The organism is Streptomyces sp. NPDC005266 (assembly GCF_040607655.1).
GTDB lineage: Bacteria > Actinomycetota > Actinomycetes > Streptomycetales > Streptomycetaceae > Streptomyces.
This window is the reverse complement of sequence record NZ_JBEXHC010000007.1, coordinates 61,847-76,670: the sequence shown is the minus strand read 5'-3', so window position 1 is coordinate 76,670 and position 14,824 is coordinate 61,847. Positions and strand designations below refer to the sequence as shown.

Here is a 14,824-nt window from a genome sequence, read left to right as displayed (position 1 = left end):
CACACGAGTCACCCGACGCCATCCGGACAGGGCCGGCCACGGCCGGACGGTCACCGTCCGTATTGGTGTCGCTCCTTTTCGGCCTGTGTACGCGGGCCACGCTGACCGCACGGCCGGGTGCCGGGCCGGAACTTTCGGCTGACACTCAGCGCCACCGGCTCCACGCTCCGCATCGAAGTGAAGGACCCCCGCGTCGAGCGACTGCCGACCGTCCGCCCGGCCGCCGAACCCAAGGCCCCGCGTGCGGGAAGTCCTCGGGGACCCGGCCCAACAGGGCGCCCGCGACCGGCTCGTGGTGGATGAGGACGGGCCAGGTGTCGGCGATGTCGTAGAGGCGGGCGGTCAGCGACGGACGCTCGGCGAGCGCGTGATCCGGACGGTGTCGGTATCTGTCACGGTGGTGCACGTTGTCACACGGGAGACCGCGGCCACGGGTTTTGTCCCCTCAGGGCATCGGTCCCGTTCCCCCGTGCCCGGGGGGCCGGGGCCCGCTACGGGGCCAGGATGTCCAGTTCGCGCAGCGCGCCAACGGTGATCTCGCGGGTGTACGCCTCCGCCCGCGCGGGGTCCCGCTCCCGTACCGCTTCGGCGACCCGTACGTGCAGGGTGACCGCCTCCGGGTCCGGGTCGGTGAACATGACCTGGTGCTGGGTGCGGCCCGTGAGGACCTCGGCGACGACGTCGCCGAGGCGGGCGAACATCTCGTTGCCCGAGGACCGCAGGATCACCCGGTGGAAGGCGATGTCGTGGACCAGATACGCGGCCAGCTGCTGGCCCCGTGAGGTGGCGACCATGTCGAGCGCGTGCTCGGTCAGCTCGGCGCACTGTTCGGGGGTGGCGTGCTCGGCGGCCAGGGCGGCGGCGGCCGGTTCGATGGCGGAGCGCAGGGCGGTGAGGGAGCGGAGCTGGCGGGGGCGGTCGGGGCCGGCCAGGCGCCAGCGGATGACCTGGGGGTCGAAGACGTCCCACTCGTCGGCGGGGCGCACCGTGACCCCGACCCGGCGGCGGGATTCGACCAGATGCATGGATTCCAGGACCCGCACCGCCTCCCGGACGACGGTCCGCGAGACGTCGAAGCGCCGCTCCAGCTCGTCGGTGCGCAGCACGGTGCCCGGTGGATAGTCGCCCGCGGTGATGGCGGGGCCGAGGGTCGCCAGGACTTGGCCGTGCAGTCCACGCCCTTTGGGCCCCTGGTTTTCCATGGGGTCAGCCTACGTGGCCCCGGTGTTAGCAATTAAGTATGACTTTTAAGTCACGACCTCTTGAATACGTCGTATCTGTGGGGTTGAGTGTCCCGCGGCGCCGAGGTCAAGGAAGACAGCGAGGTTCTTACGCATGCACGCCCCCCAGGTTGTCGTCGTCATGGGAGTGTCCGGCACGGGCAAGACCACGATCGGCCCTCTGCTGGCCGAGGCGCTCGGCGTCCCGTACGCCGAGGCCGACGACTTCCACCCGCCGGCCAACATCGCCAAGATGTCGGCCGGTACCCCGCTGGAGGACGAGGACCGCTACCCCTGGCTGGATGCCATCGGCGGCTGGGCCCATGATCAGGCAGCGCAGGGCGGGGTCGTCAGCTGCTCCGCGCTCAAGCGCGGATACCGGGACCGGCTGCGGGACGCCGCGCCCGACATCGTCTTTCTCCACCTCACCGGCGACCGCGGGCTGATCGCCGACCGGATGGAGGCCCGCAAGGGCCACTTCTTCTCCGAGAAGATGCTCGACTCGCAGCTCGCGACGCTCGAGCCCCTTCAGCCGGACGAGCACGGCGTCGCCGTGGACATCGCGCCGGAGCCCGACGTCATCACCGAGCGCGCCGTCGCCGCGCTGCGGCAACCCGAACACCAGTAACGCACGTAAAGGAACCCTCCGTGACCAGACTCAGCGTCGAGATGCTGGCAGCGGACACCGTCGACCCGATCACGTCGGCCGGTCACGCACAGCTGGGGATAGCCGTACTCGTCGGCATCGCCTTCATCGTCCTCCTCATCACCAAGTTCAAGCTGCACGCCTTTCTGTCGCTGACCATCGGCTCGCTGGTCCTGGGCGCGGCCGCCGCCGCGCCGCTCGACAAGGCGATCACCAGCTTCACCACCGGGCTGGGCACCACCGTCGCGGGCGTCGGTGTGCTGATCGCGCTCGGCGCGATACTCGGGCGGCTGCTTGCCGACTCCGGGGGTGCCGACCAGATCGTCGACACCATCCTGGCCAAGGCGAACGGCCGCACCATGCCGTGGGCCATGGCGCTGATCGCGGGGCTCATCGGACTGCCGCTCTTCTTCGAGGTGGGGATCGTGCTGCTGATCCCCGTCGTGCTGCTGGTCGCCAAGCGTGGCAACTACTCGCTGATGCGGATCGGCATCCCGGCGCTCGCGGGTCTGTCCGTGATGCACGGGCTCGTGCCCCCGCACCCCGGCCCGCTGGCCGCGATCGACGCCGTCCACGCCAACCTGGGCATCACCCTGGCGCTCGGTGTGCTGGTCGGGCTGCCGACCGTGGTGATCGCGGGGCCGCTCTTCTCGCGGGTCGCCGCCCGCTGGGTGGACCTCACCCCGCCGGACAAGATGATCCCGCAGCGTCCCTCGGAGGAGCTGGAGCGGCGTCCCGGCTTCGGCGCCACCGTGGCGACCGTCCTGCTGCCGGTCGTCCTGATGCTGGGCAAGGCGCTCGTCGACATCGTCGTGGACAACCCGGACAACCACCTCCAGCGGGCCATGGACGTCATCGGCTCGCCCCTGATCGCGCTGCTGGCGGCAGTCCTCGTCGGGATGTTCACGCTCGGCCGCGCCGCCGGCTTCACCCGGGACCGGCTCACCTCCACCGTCGAGAAGTCGCTCGCCCCCATCGCCGGGATCCTGCTGATCGTCGGCGCGGGCGGCGGCTTCAAGCAGACGCTCATCGACATCGGCGTCGGCCAGATGATCCTGGACTTCGCCAACAACTGGCACATCTCCGCGCTGCTGCTGGCCTGGCTGATCGCGGTCGGCATCCGGCTGGCGACCGGCTCGGCGACCGTGGCCACGATCTCCGCCGCGGGTCTGGTGGCGCCGCTCGCCGCCGACATGTCCACCACACATGTGGCACTGCTGGTGCTGGCCATCGGCGCCGGGTCGCTCTTCTTCAGCCATGTCAACGACGCGGGGTTCTGGCTGGTCAAGGAGTACTTCGGGATGAGCGTCGGGCAGACCGTGCGGACCTGGTCGGTGATGGAGACGATCATCTCCGTCGTCTCGATCTGCTTCGTCCTGCTGCTCTCACTGGTGATCTAGCCGGCTGGTGATCTGGCCGGCTGGTGATCTGGCCGGCCGGTGATCTGGCCGGCCGGTGATCTGGCCGGTGACCCGGCCGGCTGGTGATCTGGCCGGCTGGTGATCCGGCCGGCGACCCGGCCGAACCGAAACTGATCCGGGCCCGGACCACCTGACTGATCCGGGCCCGGACCACCTGACTGGTCCGGGCCCGGACCACCTGACTGGTCCGGGCCCGGATCACGTTGCCGCCCCGGGGCGTAGCGCCTTACCGCACGAACACGAACCCCACGGCCGCAGTCACGCAGCGCGGCGTTGAGGCACAGCTCCCTGCGCATCCGTTCCGCGCAGCTCAGACCGAGCACACGGATTCGGTCCGGCCTCGTGGCGCGCCGACCCGGCAGGAGGACGGCCCGGAGGCGCCGGACGTAGTCCGACCCCTTTATCCGGCGAGGCAACCGATGTGCCGCACAATGAGCGCATGACGCACGGGGAGATCGACACGGCAACCGCCCACGCCTGGGCCGCCCTTGGTGGCCCGGCCGAACCACTCAAGGCGGTGTCGTACACCCCCTCGCGTCGGGTGCTCCCCGCCCGGCTGCCCGTACGCGAGCTGGCCCGCGCCACCGTGGGCGCGTGCGCGCTGGCCGCCGCCGAACTGGGCGCGCGGCGCTCGGGCGGGGCGGCCGCGGAGGTACGGGTGGACGAGGGCGCGGTCGCCACGGCGTTCCTCAGCGAACGCCATCTGCGCATCGACGGCCGCAAGCCGACGTCCTTCGCCCCGCTGTCCGGCTTCTGGCGCGCCGCTGACGGCTGGGTCCGCACCCACGCCAACTACCCGCACCACCGCGCCCGGCTGCTGGCCGCCCTCGGCCTCCCCGACGAAGGCGACACGGACACGTCCGTCGAGCGGCTGTCGGCGGAGCTGGCGACCCGCCCGGCCCGGTCGATTCAGGAGACGGTCTACGCGGCGGGCGGCCTGGCCGTGGCCGTACCGGAACCTGACGCCAGTGAGATCCCGCCGACCGGGCTCCCGCTGATCGAATCCCGGCGGCTCGGCGAAGGCGCCCCGTGCCGCCTCCCGCACGGCCCCCTGCCCGCGAGCGGCGTCCGGGTCCTCGACCTGACCCGGGTGCTCGCCGGACCGGTGGCCACCCGCACCCTGGCCCTGCTGGGCGCGGACGTCCTGCGAGTCGACTCCCCGCGACTGCCGGAGGACCCGGACACGCACGCCGACACCGGCTTCGGCAAGCGGTCCACCCGGCTGGACCTCGCCGATCCCGCGGACCGACGGACCTTCGACGACCTCCTCGCCCGCGCCGACGTCGTCGTCAGCGGCTACCGCCCCGGAGCGCTCGACCGCTACGGCCTCACCCCGGACGACCTGCTGGCACGCCACCCCGGCATCGTCCTCGCCCAGGTCTGCGCCTGGGGCTGGTCCGGTCCCTGGGCCGCCCGGCGCGGCTTCGACAGCCTGGTCCAGGCGGCGACCGGCATCGCCGCGATCGAGGCCGGACCCGACGGCCGCCCCGGTGTGCTGCCCGCCCAGGCGCTGGACCACGGCACCGGCTATCTGATCGCCGCGGCGGTGCTGCGCGCGCTGACCGAACGCCATGAGACGGGCGGCGGCCGCCATCTTCGCTTCTCCCTCGCGGGCACCGCGTCCTGGCTGATGCACGGCATCACCCCCGCCCCCGAGGGCGGTGCCGCGTACGACCCGGAGCCCCATCTCGCCGAGACGCCCTCCCCGTACGGACCGCTGCGCCACGCCCGCTCGCCGATCACCTACGACGGCCGCCCCCTCGACTGGCCCCGCCCACCGGCCCAATGGGGCACCGACACCGCCGCCTGGCTCTGACGCCCCGCCACCGCAGGCGGCCGGGGCACAGCCCCGTCACCGCAGGCGGCCGGGGCACACACTCCGGCCTGTGGCCTGGCCTGGCCTGTGCCCCGGTCCCGCCCCGAGCAGGCCGCCGCCGGGCGGTGGGCCCGTATTCCAGCCCGTCCGGCGATTGAGGACACGCCCGGAGGGCGTGCCCGCACGGGAGGGCGTGCCCGCAGTCGCGGCGGGACGCCGGACACCCCAGCCCCTCCAGCGTCTGAGGAGCGGGGGCTGGGGGCCGGCCCCCGGTTTCGGGGAGGGGCGGGGTGGGGGGCTCCGCACCCAAAATCGGTTGCCGACGCGCCCTCCCGTGCCCGCTACTGGTTCCCGGTTTCCCACGGATCCAGGAGGATGCGCATGTGCGCGGGCACGATGCACGACGGTGAATGGCCCATCGACGCCGGCCTCGTACGGCGGCTGCTCGCCGCGCAGTTCCCCCGCTGGGCGGGGCTGACCATCGAGCCGGTCCCCTCGTCGGGCACCATGAACGCCCTGTTCCGGCTGGGCGACGAGCTGGCCGTACGGCTGCCGCGGATCGACGGGGCCGCCCCGGACGTGGAGCGGGAGCACCACTGGCTGCCGCGGCTCGCGCCGCTGCTGCCGTGTGCCATCCCGGTGACGCTCGGCAAGGGTGCGCCCGCCGACGGCTACCCCTGGCCGTGGTCCGTCAACCGCTGGCTCGACGGCGAGAACCCGGAGGCCGGCCGGATCGCCGGGCCCGGCCGGCTGGCGGCGGATCTGGCGGAGTTCATCGCCACCATGCGCCGGATCGACCCGGCCGGTGGGCCGCCCGCGTACCGGGGCGGCCCGCTGACGGAGGAGGACCGTGAGACGCGCGCCGCGATCGGCGCGCTGCGCGGGACGATCGACACGGAGGCGGCGACCGCGGCATGGGACGCGGCACTGGCGGCGCCCGCGTGGGCCGGGCCGCCCGTGTGGGTCCACGCCGATCTGATGCCCGGCAATCTGCTGATCGCCGGCGGACGGCTCAGCGCGGTCATCGACTTCGCGACCGCCGGGGTAGGCGACCCCGCCTGCGATCTGATCCCCGCGTGGAATCTGCTGCCCGCCGGGGTGCGGAACGACTTCCGCGACGCGCTCGGCGTCGACGACGCGACCTGGGCACGCGGCCGGGGCCGGGCCCTGTCCATGGCGCTCATCCAGCTGCCGTACTACCGCGACACGAATCCGGTCCTCGCCGCCAACGCCCGCCATGTCATCCATGAGGTGCTCGCCGACGACGCCGATTAGGCCGATCCGGTTGGCTCGCCCACCCCTCAACCTCCCAGGGGTTTACGTAGTTTGGTCCGGACCAGGGCGAGCAGGTGGGCCGGGGGAGGTGCCCATGACACTGGAGACAGCTCCTCAAGGAAGCCGCTGCCCAGCGCGAGCTGACCACCGCACGACCGCCCGCCCGCGCCCTGATCACCCGCATCGAGCACACCGGCCGAAACCCAGCACCCACAACCGCCGGGCTGAAGCTGCCCGCCTGCAGTCGACCATGGCAGGCTCGATCCCCACTCAGCAGACCGGAAACGGTGGCTCCCCTCGGTGCCTCCATCGCCTACCAAACAGCAGCACCGACAGCGCCGATAGACACCGTCAGAATCGCAGGGGTTGCGTTCCTCCGGGACCGAAGGAACGTGCGACGCTTTGCCGGATCACGCTGTCGCTGGCGCGCAGAGCCGCTGTCAGTTCTCCTCGCAGCTCGTCCGGGAGGATCCCTGCGCCGAGGGCGCAGGCGTGCACCAGCGCGCGACAGTCCTGCACTTGCCGGTCCGTGGCGATCTCGGTGAACAGAGGATGAGCCAAGTTCTCGCGGGCCGCGTAGCCGTCTTCGGCGTCCGTCGTCCTGCGGTGGAGGTCCTCGACGATGCGGTGCGCGGCGAGCGCCTCGGCGGAACCGATCGCGTCGAGGACTGTAAGTCCGAGCCGGGTGTCGAAGACGGTCATCCCAGGTTCGGTCTTCCGTCCGAGGTAGGCCGTCACCAGGTCCGCCAGGTGGCCGTGGATCGGCTGCCCGGCGTCGCGGCGGCATAGAACGGTCAGGCATGCCGTGACGGCTTGCTCCCATGCATCGCCAAGCATCGTGTCGGCAAGGAGGACAGCGACCCACGCGGTGTCACCCGCAGCGAGGGCGGCGAGTACGGCGACCTGCCGACCGTCGAGCATCCGCTTTCCGATGCCATGGTGGGCTTCGATGTGCGCCAGCGCCTCGGCCCATCGCCCCTCGGTGGTGAGAGTGCGCGTGCCGTCTGCGAGGAGGACGCGCCACAGCCACGCGCGAACCTCCTGGCGGTCTTCGCCGGTCGCAGTGAGGTCCGCAGGTACGTTGACGCCCTCGAACCGGGCGGCTGTGCCCGCCTCGACGGCCTTGTACAGGTCGAGCAGTCGCTGACGCCCCTCATCTGCGCGGCCAGCGCGGATCTGGAGGCGGGCCAGGTTGACGACCGGTTCCAACCCTCGGATCGCGCTCATGCCGGGAAGGGGGCAGGCGTGGAGGTAGGCGGCGGCGTGCTGGTGGCACATCTCGCGGGCGAGATCGGGAAGGCCGAGGTCGGAGGCGATGAGCGCGGCCTGGTTGTAGACGGCCGATGCAAGCCCTTGGTCGGTCTTGTTCACCGCGGTGTCGGCCAGGTCGACGAGACTGCGCACACGCTCGGGCAGGGGCAGGCAGGCGGGCCGGAATCGGGCGACGAGCGGGAAGCGCTGGGCTGTGGGTCCGTGCGGATCCATGTGTCCCCCAGTGTGTGGGTGAGGGTTGGTGGGGCGAGGGTGCCCGCCGACTGCGTGCCGCGGGCACCGTCCGCTACACGTGCGTCACCGCCAGTCGACGACGATGCGGTTCAGCTGGGTGTCGAGGGCGAAGAGACCTGGGCGCTGCTCGATCTCGGGGGCGTCGAGAGGCTGGATTTCGAACGTGGCCTCACGGTCGCGGTAGTCGCGGTCCCAGGTGCGGATGGCGTCGGCGACCCTCGCGGCCAGCTCATCGCTGCCGGGGCCGTGGCCGACGACACCGAACTCCCAGAGCTTGCCACCCTCGGGGGTCTTCTCCTTCGAAAGGCGCCGGGCGAGGTAGGTGACGGCACCCTTGTCGACGACCGCGGTCGACGAGGGGTAGGGGTCCTCGGTGAGCAGAGTGCCCTTGGCGCTCTGGGAGAACAGCATCCGGATCAGACCGGAGGGCAGGGAGCAGGTGACGAACAGTTCCATCCACTCCGGCGACTCCATGGCGCGGACCGTCATACCGGTCCACTCCTCGGTGCGCGGCTGGTCAAGTACGCCCGCGAGGGCGTCGGCGTCGATGCTGAGCCCGGCGGGGGCCTGGAGTCGTACGGCGCCGTCCGTGCTGAGCGGGATCACTCGGCGGTCGTCGTCGGCGATGCCCCGCCGAAGCGGCATGAAGGTGTTCATCTCGCTGCCGAGGGACACCCACCGGCCGTCGCGCTGCTCGTAGGCGATGGAGCGGGAGACGGTGCCCTTGAGACGCTGGGGGACGAGGAGCCGGCCGGCGGGTGCGAGCTGCTGCAGCCAGGCGTGCGGTACGCCGTGCGCGCCGACGGTGGCGATGATCCGGTCGTACGGCGCTGTTTCGGCGTAGCCGAGGGCCCCGTCGCGGGTCACGGCTTCGACGTTGGTGATTCCGGCGGCGGCGAGGTGCGTGCGGGCACCCTCCACGAGGTCGTCGTCGAGGTCGAGGGTGGTCACGTGTCCGTTCTCGCCGACCAGGTGGGCGAGCAGACCGGCGTTGTAGCCGGTGCCGGCACCGAGTTCGAGGATGCGCTCGCCGGGCTGGGCGTCGAGCTGGTCCAGCATGAGGGCGACGACGCCCGGCTGGGAGGCGCAGGAGATGGACGTGCCGTCGGTGTCGTACTTGATGTGCACCGGTGCGTTGGCGTAGGCGTCTTCGAGTGACGCCTCGGGCACGAACACGTGGCGGGGCACGGTCCGCAACGCGGTCTCGACGGCGGGTGTGCGGGCGTGTCCGTCCGCGCGGAGCTGGTCGACCAGGGCGTTGCGGAGGCGCTCGGCGTCCGCCGTGGGGGTGGTGATCGTGTCGGTGTTCACCGCGCTGACGCTATCGGCGTCGGCCGTTGCCTCGGTGGGCGACTCGGTGTGGTCACTCATTCCCATGACTACCTCTCGTGCGATGTGGGACAGGGCGCTCTGGTCGTCCCGGAGGAGACCGGCGCGGTTGGCGTGGAAGATCACGTGGTGGGCGATGACGGCTCGCAGGCCGCGGGCGAGGGCGCCGCGGCTTGCGAGGTCGGCGAGCGTGGCTCCGGCCCGTTCGAAGACGGTCACCCATTCCTCGTGCGCGTGGAGTGGGCCACCCAGGTGACAGAGGTTGTGGGCGTCGGCGGTCATGAGCTTGCGCATGACCGGGGCCAGTTCGGCGGCTCGTTCGGGTGGTGGTGGATTGGTGGCCGGTCGAAGAGCTGCGACCTTCGCCCATACGTCGCCCTGTTCGTACCAGTCGAGTCCAGCCCCGCGCATCATGGCGCTCGCCAGCAGGACGGCGGTCTCCCTGCGTCCTACGTGCGTCGGGCTCGGCTGGTAGGTGAGCAGGTGGCGGGAATCGCTGTGGAACAGTTCGTGGGCCGCGTCCATGGCCTCGGGCCCGCCGAAGGTGTCGGTCTCGGGCTCGTAGACGCAGGGCAGGCACGACACAGCCACGCCGTCGCCGATGAGATCGCTCAGGAGCGACTCAATGGCCGGTGAGGGCTTGTCCGCGAGGTAACGCAGCGGCCAGGGCTGCTTGTTCATGAACCACCAGCCGGTGAGCTGCCCGTCGGCCTCTGCCTCGATCAGGGCGGGGCCGAGGCGTTCTCCGATGGTGCGCCGGGCGCTCTCGCGGTCGAAGAAGGTGATGTTGTGCTGCTGCCAGCTGTCGGGAGGCATAGAGGTCCTTCGGTCGGTGGATCAAGCGATGAGGAGACACGTGTCCCAGGCGGACTGGGGTGGTGCGGCGGTGCTGGGCGCCAGGAGGGCCAGGGCTATGCCGGCGGCGCCGTCGAGTAGGCCGGGGCCGCCTTCCTCGTCCTGAATGAGCGCCGTGGCCATGAGTTCGGGGTCGGTGCTCGGAGGGGTGACCGCAGCCAGGAGGGCCGGGATCGCGGCTCGGAGTTTCCCCGCAGTCGAGGGGTGGGCGTCGTCTGCCGTACGCGCGGCGGCGTGGGCGAGGCCGGCGAACCCGTGGCAGAGGCCGTTATCCGTCGTGGCCTTCAGCTGCTTGGGATCGGTGAGAGCGGCCACGAGCGCGTTCTCCGCGTCAATCTGGCGGCTGGCATCGCCGAGGGCCAGCGCGGCAAGTTGCTGGGCGCGGGCGAGGCCGGCGGTTCCGTAGCACCAGGACGGCCGCCTGGGGACTGACGGGACGAGACGCCCCCTGCGCAGCTCGCCCTGAGTGACCCAGTACGGCCAGACCGGTCCGCCGCCGGCCTTCTCCTTCCAACGGTCCAGCCAGGTCAGGATGGTGCGCAGTGCTGCATGGTGCCCGTCGGTGGCGGAGCCGTTCCGAGCTGCGAGGGCCAGGAGCGCGAGCACGCCGCCGATGCCGTGCGCCATACCGGTGTTGGCGTGCCCGCCGGGGAATCGGTCGTCCGGGCTGCCCGAGGGCCCGGTCTCCGCCCACCAGCCCGGCAGGGTCTCGCCGTGGTGGGTGATCGGTTCGGTGAGGCGCACGCAGTAGTCGAGAACGGCGCGCATCGTGGAGCTGCCGGGGTCTCGGCGCAGTAGGCAGGCACCGTATCCGGTGAGGCCCCGGATGGCATCGAACTCGGCGAGCTGCGGCAGGCGTCCGGCGTCGATGCGGCGGTGTGCGGCGTCGAGACGGCGTCCGACGTCGACTGCGAACTGTCCGTCCATCGCGTCGAGGGCGCGCCGGTAGGAGCCGGGAAGGTGGTCGGCGGCACAGGCAAGGGCGTGGGCGAAGGCGGGCACTCCGTAGAACGGGTGGCTGTCCGGGCCGCTGGTGAGCGGCTGCTTGGAGGCGGCGGCGAGCCAGTCGTGGGCGCGGTGCCACGAGCCGAGGCCGTTCGCGGCCAGCTCGATGTGCAGGAGCGCGATGCCGGGAGGGCCGTAAGCAAGGTTCTGCCGGTCCGAGGACAGCGTCCTGGAGCCGAGGGGCACAGTGTCGGGGTCGGCGAGCCGGGTGGCAATGGCGTCGACCAGGCCGAGCGCGGGGTGGGCGGTCACGAGGCCCTCGCCCTGGTGCGGGCGGTCCAGGCCAGGGCGGCGGCACGCGCCAGGTAGAGGCACACCTCTTCCTCCGGGAAGTTCACGGCGACGTGGCGCACGAAGTGGACGTGCAGCAGGGAGGTCAGGACGTCGTCGACGGCGATGCCCTGCGTGTCTGGGCCGGACAGGTGCGGCCGGTACGTGGCGAGCGCCGTATCCCGGTCAGCCCATCCCGACACGACGCCGTCCCCGCCCGGGACGCGGCGCAGCGCCGCCCAGTCGTCGGACGGGTCGGCGAGCCGTACGGCGCCGGTGAACTGGGGGCGCGGAACGGGTTTGGGGGCTGTCGGCGGGATGTGGTCGATCAGCCACCGCATCCCGGCCTCGGTGCTGCCAAGGAACGCGGAGGCGATGGCAACGGTGTGGGCCGCCACCAGCGTGCGCTGGCTGGGGCGCTGTGGCTGCGTGAGCTGGGCCAAGATGGCGCGCGAGTCCGCCCGGAACACCTCCTCGGCCGCCTCCCATGCGGTGCCGGAGCCCCAGCGGCCCATCTCCCGGTAGGAGGTGGGATAGCGCAGGTCGGCCAGCAGACCGATGCTTCGTAGCTCGTCGGCCCAAGCGCTCACCGTTCGGGCCGTGTCGGCGAAGGCTTCCGGATCGGGGAGGGCGATGCGTACGCGGAGGTGCTGGTCCGGGTCGCGGAAGCGGATGAACCACCACGGCGGGTTACCGAGCTGTTCGAGGAGGCCGGGCAAGTGCCGGGAGAGCAAGATGTCTTGGCGCCGGGGGTCGCCGTACAGGGCGGCCAGAAGAACCGAGGAAGCGGCGGGCATCTGCATCTGGGGAGCAGACAGGACACGGGCCCTGCTGGGGGCGGGCAGCGGCGGCCACGTCGGCGGTCGGGTCGCCCTGAGCGGAACTACGACCTCGTGGGCTCGCCCACCGCACCAGCCGTACGCTTCTGGTTCCGGGGCCTCGACCAGCACGGCCAGGCGCGTGCGGTCGAGGTGCTGACGCAGGAGCGTCCGATGGCTGGCCTCGTCGAGGTCGAGGAAGAGACGTCGGTCGTCCTCAACGAGATGGACGCGGCGCGGCAGCCTCCGCTGGGCACGCCAGTCGGCAAGCGCAGCATCCCACTCCTCCCGAGGGCGGACGCGGCCCGGCAGTTCGGACGCGTCCAGCCGCCAGCGTGCCGGGGCCAGCACGATGCGGCCGTACCGCAGACGTGGAAGGAACGGCATGGCCAGTGCGGCGCCCCAGTCGAAGACGGTGACCTGCGCGCACTGGGCGCGGGACAGTTCAGTAAGGAACCGCACCAGCGGCGGGGTGTGGGTGCGGGGGTTCAGCGCGTGCATCCCGATGGCCTCGACGCGATGTCCGCGCTCGGGGACGGCGAGGTACATGCGGCGGCCGTCGCACCCCACAGCCAAGTCCTCCGGGGTGAGCACGGTGTCCCGCGGGGCGCGGTGTTCCTGAAGGCTGATCACAGTGGGCAGGACCTGTGGGGAGCGGGTGACGTGGGCGCTCTCGGGGAGCAGGGGCGGGAAAGAGAGCTGCGCGGGCACGGTGTTGCCGTCCGCGGCCGGGAGGTCGGCGAGCTCGGCGGCCAGGGCCTCGCGGTCGGTGGGGGCCAGCACGCTGAGGAATCGGCCCGTGGAGACGCCGACACCACGGGACACGCTCACGGCCTCCAGCCGGAAACGCCCGCGCTGCAACTCCTCCAGGCCGGCGGCGTGCACCCGCACCCCAATCTCCAAGTGCGGCGGCAGCCGAGGCTCGTCGGGACCCACATCCAGGGCCTCAATCCGCTCGTCCGTGAGGATCACTTCGTCACGGCCATCGAGCGCGGCGGCCTGAGCCAGCCGTACGAGGGCGTCATCCCGAGCGGAGACGCGGGGCCTGCGTGCGCTGGCCGGAGCGCCTGGGTAGCCGTCGGGATAGCCGGTGCCGCTGTCCGCGACGACCTCCGCGAGCGGCACCAACGTGCCGATGCCGTACCGCTCGTAGAACCGCTGGTGGTACTCGTTCCACGCGGCGGTCCCGTACGGGCGGATGCTCAAGCGGGTCAGGATGAGAGCGGCGCGCTCGATCTCTTGGGCGACCGCTTCCGGCAGAACGATCTGGGCGTCCAGGCGGAGGTCGAGCGCGACAGGGTGGCGACGCAGGCCGGGGACGAGGTCTCGCATCCGCGCCGCGACGCTGTCCCGGCCGCCGTGCGTGGCGCACTCCTCCAGGCCCGCCCGAACCGCGTGGAGTTCGCGTACGGTCTCCGCGACCGGTGCGAGGCTTCCAGCGTCGATCGCGTCGAGTTGGCCCACCAGATGCCCGAGGGCATCGGTCTCGGTGCTCAGAGCGTGCAGGCCCGTAATCAGCACCCGCCGCCGGATCAACTCCGCCAGCAGTTGATGTGCCTTCTCGGGACCGGCCTCGGGGAACTCCGCCTGGAGCTTGTCCACGAGGGTGCCGAACCGGATCGGCAGTCGGGTCGCGGCAAGGACCGCGCGCACCGGTCCGGTCAGGGCCAGAGACGCCTCGACCGCGCGAGTCCGGTCGTCCTGGACGTCGGGCTGGAACGGCACGATGAGCCGGTCTCCCCGGTACGTCACGGTGTTGTTGATGACGACGGGCAGCCGTTCGAGGAGTTCCGGGCATGCCTCCAACCGTGCGACCAGGGCCGCCAGCCACTCTGCCCCCGCGCGGCCGACGGCCACGTGCTCGTCGCCCCAGTCGGCCCGCGCCTGCGGGCCGAACGCTGCGGTGGCCACGCCGGCGAACAGTCCGAAGGGCGTCGCTCGGTGCTGGGCACGCAGCAGGTAGCGGGCTACGGACAGCGTCGCGCGCTGCACATCGCGGCGGGCGGGATGCTCGGCCGTACACAGGGCCCGTACCGGCGCGGCCAGGACCGGGCTGGAGTGCTGGAGTGCCTCGGCGACGTCCTTGTTCGCCCAGACCGCGCGTAGCCACGCCACACGGGCAGACGAACCACTGGGCGAGCGGTCATCGAGGTCAGGGCATGGAGGAAACGGCAGCGAGGGCCGGGCCACGGCGCGCACGAGAGCAGTGGAACCGGTGCGAAACGCTGCGGGCGGAGCAACCACCAAGTACCTCCGTAGGTGAGGGGGCGGGCGGCTGGTGCCGCCTCGCGGAGACGCGGCGGCACCAGACCGGATTGACCTGGGGGCCGGGTCAGGCGACGTTGGTGGTGCAGGCGCCGCAGGTGGACCCGCAGTTGTCGTCGGTCAGGTTGACCAGGCCCGCCGGGTCGGCGATCTCGACGAGGGAGACGTCCAGGTCGAAACCGTCCGATGCCCCCGGGATCTGCGGGCGTACTTCGGTGCGGCTGGGAACTACGGTGCTCGGCGTCATGCGTCAACTCCTCATAATCGTTGTGGTGTTACTGGGCTGGCGCCCACCAGGTGCCATCACGGGAGCGCCGCCAGACGGCTGCTCCCCGCACGGTTCCTGGCCGCCCGGCACGAGGGGACGTGCTCCGCGTAGGAAGTCCTCGCGGGCTGCC

10 protein-coding genes and 2 pseudogenes are annotated in these 14,824 nt (G+C 71.8%); 6 read left to right on the top strand and 6 right to left on the bottom strand.

All coding sequences use genetic code 11. From position 1 onward, the window contains the following. Positions 1 to 108: 108 nt before the first annotated feature. Positions 109 to 207: pseudogene (locus ABZU99_RS15985) on the top strand (ATP-binding protein); the annotation flags it as partial. Between the two features lie 284 nt (positions 208 to 491). Here ABZU99_RS15985 and ABZU99_RS15980 read toward each other — a convergent pair. Continuing rightward, on the bottom strand, positions 492 to 1,202 hold the full coding sequence (locus ABZU99_RS15980) for an FCD domain-containing protein (RefSeq protein WP_355946563.1): 711 nt from the start codon (positions 1,200 to 1,202) through the stop codon (positions 492 to 494). Between the two features lie 133 nt (positions 1,203 to 1,335). Here ABZU99_RS15980 and ABZU99_RS15975 point away from each other — a divergent pair, with 133 nt between their 5' ends. The 5 genes and pseudogenes from ABZU99_RS15975 to ABZU99_RS15955 form a co-directional block, all read left to right on the top strand. Continuing rightward, a complete protein-coding gene (locus ABZU99_RS15975; protein ID WP_356047577.1) occupies positions 1,336 to 1,848 on the top strand; it encodes a gluconokinase in 513 nt (170 codons plus the stop codon). Positions 1,849 to 1,868: 20 nt separating this feature from the next. Then, on the top strand, positions 1,869 to 3,266 hold the full coding sequence (locus tag ABZU99_RS15970) for a gluconate:H+ symporter (RefSeq protein ID WP_355946569.1): 1,398 nt from the start codon (positions 1,869 to 1,871) through the stop codon (positions 3,264 to 3,266). A gap of 460 nt (positions 3,267 to 3,726) precedes the next feature. After that, positions 3,727 to 5,103 carry a CoA transferase gene (locus ABZU99_RS15965; protein ID WP_356047575.1) on the top strand — a complete coding sequence of 459 codons (1,377 nt, stop codon included), beginning with the start codon at positions 3,727 to 3,729 and terminating at the stop codon, positions 5,101 to 5,103. A 381-nt stretch (positions 5,104 to 5,484) separates the two neighbouring features. Next, entirely contained in the window at positions 5,485 to 6,378 is an 894-nt protein-coding gene (locus ABZU99_RS15960; RefSeq protein WP_356047573.1) for an aminoglycoside phosphotransferase family protein, read from the top strand. Positions 6,379 to 6,485: 107 nt separating this feature from the next. Continuing rightward, positions 6,486 to 6,723, top strand: a pseudogene (locus ABZU99_RS15955) (mobilization protein); the annotation flags it as partial. 6 nt (positions 6,724 to 6,729) lie between these two features. On the opposite strand, the gene ABZU99_RS15950 reads toward ABZU99_RS15955, so the two are convergent. The 5 genes from ABZU99_RS15950 to ABZU99_RS15930 form a co-directional block, all read right to left on the bottom strand. Then, positions 6,730 to 7,863, bottom strand: a complete 1,134-nt coding sequence (locus ABZU99_RS15950) for a hypothetical protein (RefSeq protein WP_356047571.1) — start codon at positions 7,861 to 7,863, stop codon at positions 6,730 to 6,732. Positions 7,864 to 7,947: 84 nt separating this feature from the next. Further along, the gene (gene fxlM, locus ABZU99_RS15945; protein WP_356047569.1) at positions 7,948 to 10,029 is read right to left on the bottom strand and encodes a methyltransferase, FxLD system; all 2,082 of its coding nucleotides are present in this window, start codon (positions 10,027 to 10,029) and stop codon (positions 7,948 to 7,950) included. A 21-nt stretch (positions 10,030 to 10,050) separates the two neighbouring features. Then, positions 10,051 to 11,325 (bottom strand): lanthionine synthetase C family protein, encoded by a 1,275-nt coding sequence (locus tag ABZU99_RS15940; protein ID WP_356047567.1) that lies wholly within the window; start codon positions 11,323 to 11,325, stop codon positions 10,051 to 10,053. Then, positions 11,322 to 14,276 carry a lantibiotic dehydratase gene (locus tag ABZU99_RS15935; RefSeq protein WP_356047565.1) on the bottom strand — a complete coding sequence of 985 codons (2,955 nt, stop codon included), beginning with the start codon at positions 14,274 to 14,276 and terminating at the stop codon, positions 11,322 to 11,324. Before ABZU99_RS15935 ends, ABZU99_RS15940 begins: the two co-directional genes overlap by 4 nt. Before the next feature lie 217 nt (positions 14,277 to 14,493). Further along, positions 14,494 to 14,673 (bottom strand): FxLD family lanthipeptide, encoded by a 180-nt coding sequence (locus ABZU99_RS15930; RefSeq protein WP_356047563.1) that lies wholly within the window; start codon positions 14,671 to 14,673, stop codon positions 14,494 to 14,496. Between the last annotated feature and the right edge of the window lie 151 nt (positions 14,674 to 14,824).

Bases quoted from the DNA above. Each gene is read 5' to 3' on its own strand.
- ABZU99_RS15975 (WP_356047577.1), top strand. From the start codon at position 1,336: ATGCACGCCCCCCAGGTTGTCGTCGTCATGGGAGTGTCCGGCACGGGC.
- ABZU99_RS15950 (WP_356047571.1), bottom strand. From the start codon at position 7,863: ATGGATCCGCACGGACCCACAGCCCAGCGCTTCCCGCTCGTCGCCCGA.
- ABZU99_RS15965 (WP_356047575.1), top strand. From the start codon at position 3,727: ATGACGCACGGGGAGATCGACACGGCAACCGCCCACGCCTGGGCCGCC.
- ABZU99_RS15960 (WP_356047573.1), top strand. From the start codon at position 5,485: ATGTGCGCGGGCACGATGCACGACGGTGAATGGCCCATCGACGCCGGC.
- ABZU99_RS15930 (WP_356047563.1), bottom strand. From the start codon at position 14,673: ATGACGCCGAGCACCGTAGTTCCCAGCCGCACCGAAGTACGCCCGCAG.
- fxlM (WP_356047569.1), bottom strand. From the start codon at position 10,029: ATGCCTCCCGACAGCTGGCAGCAGCACAACATCACCTTCTTCGACCGC.
- ABZU99_RS15980 (WP_355946563.1), bottom strand. From the start codon at position 1,202: ATGGAAAACCAGGGGCCCAAAGGGCGTGGACTGCACGGCCAAGTCCTG.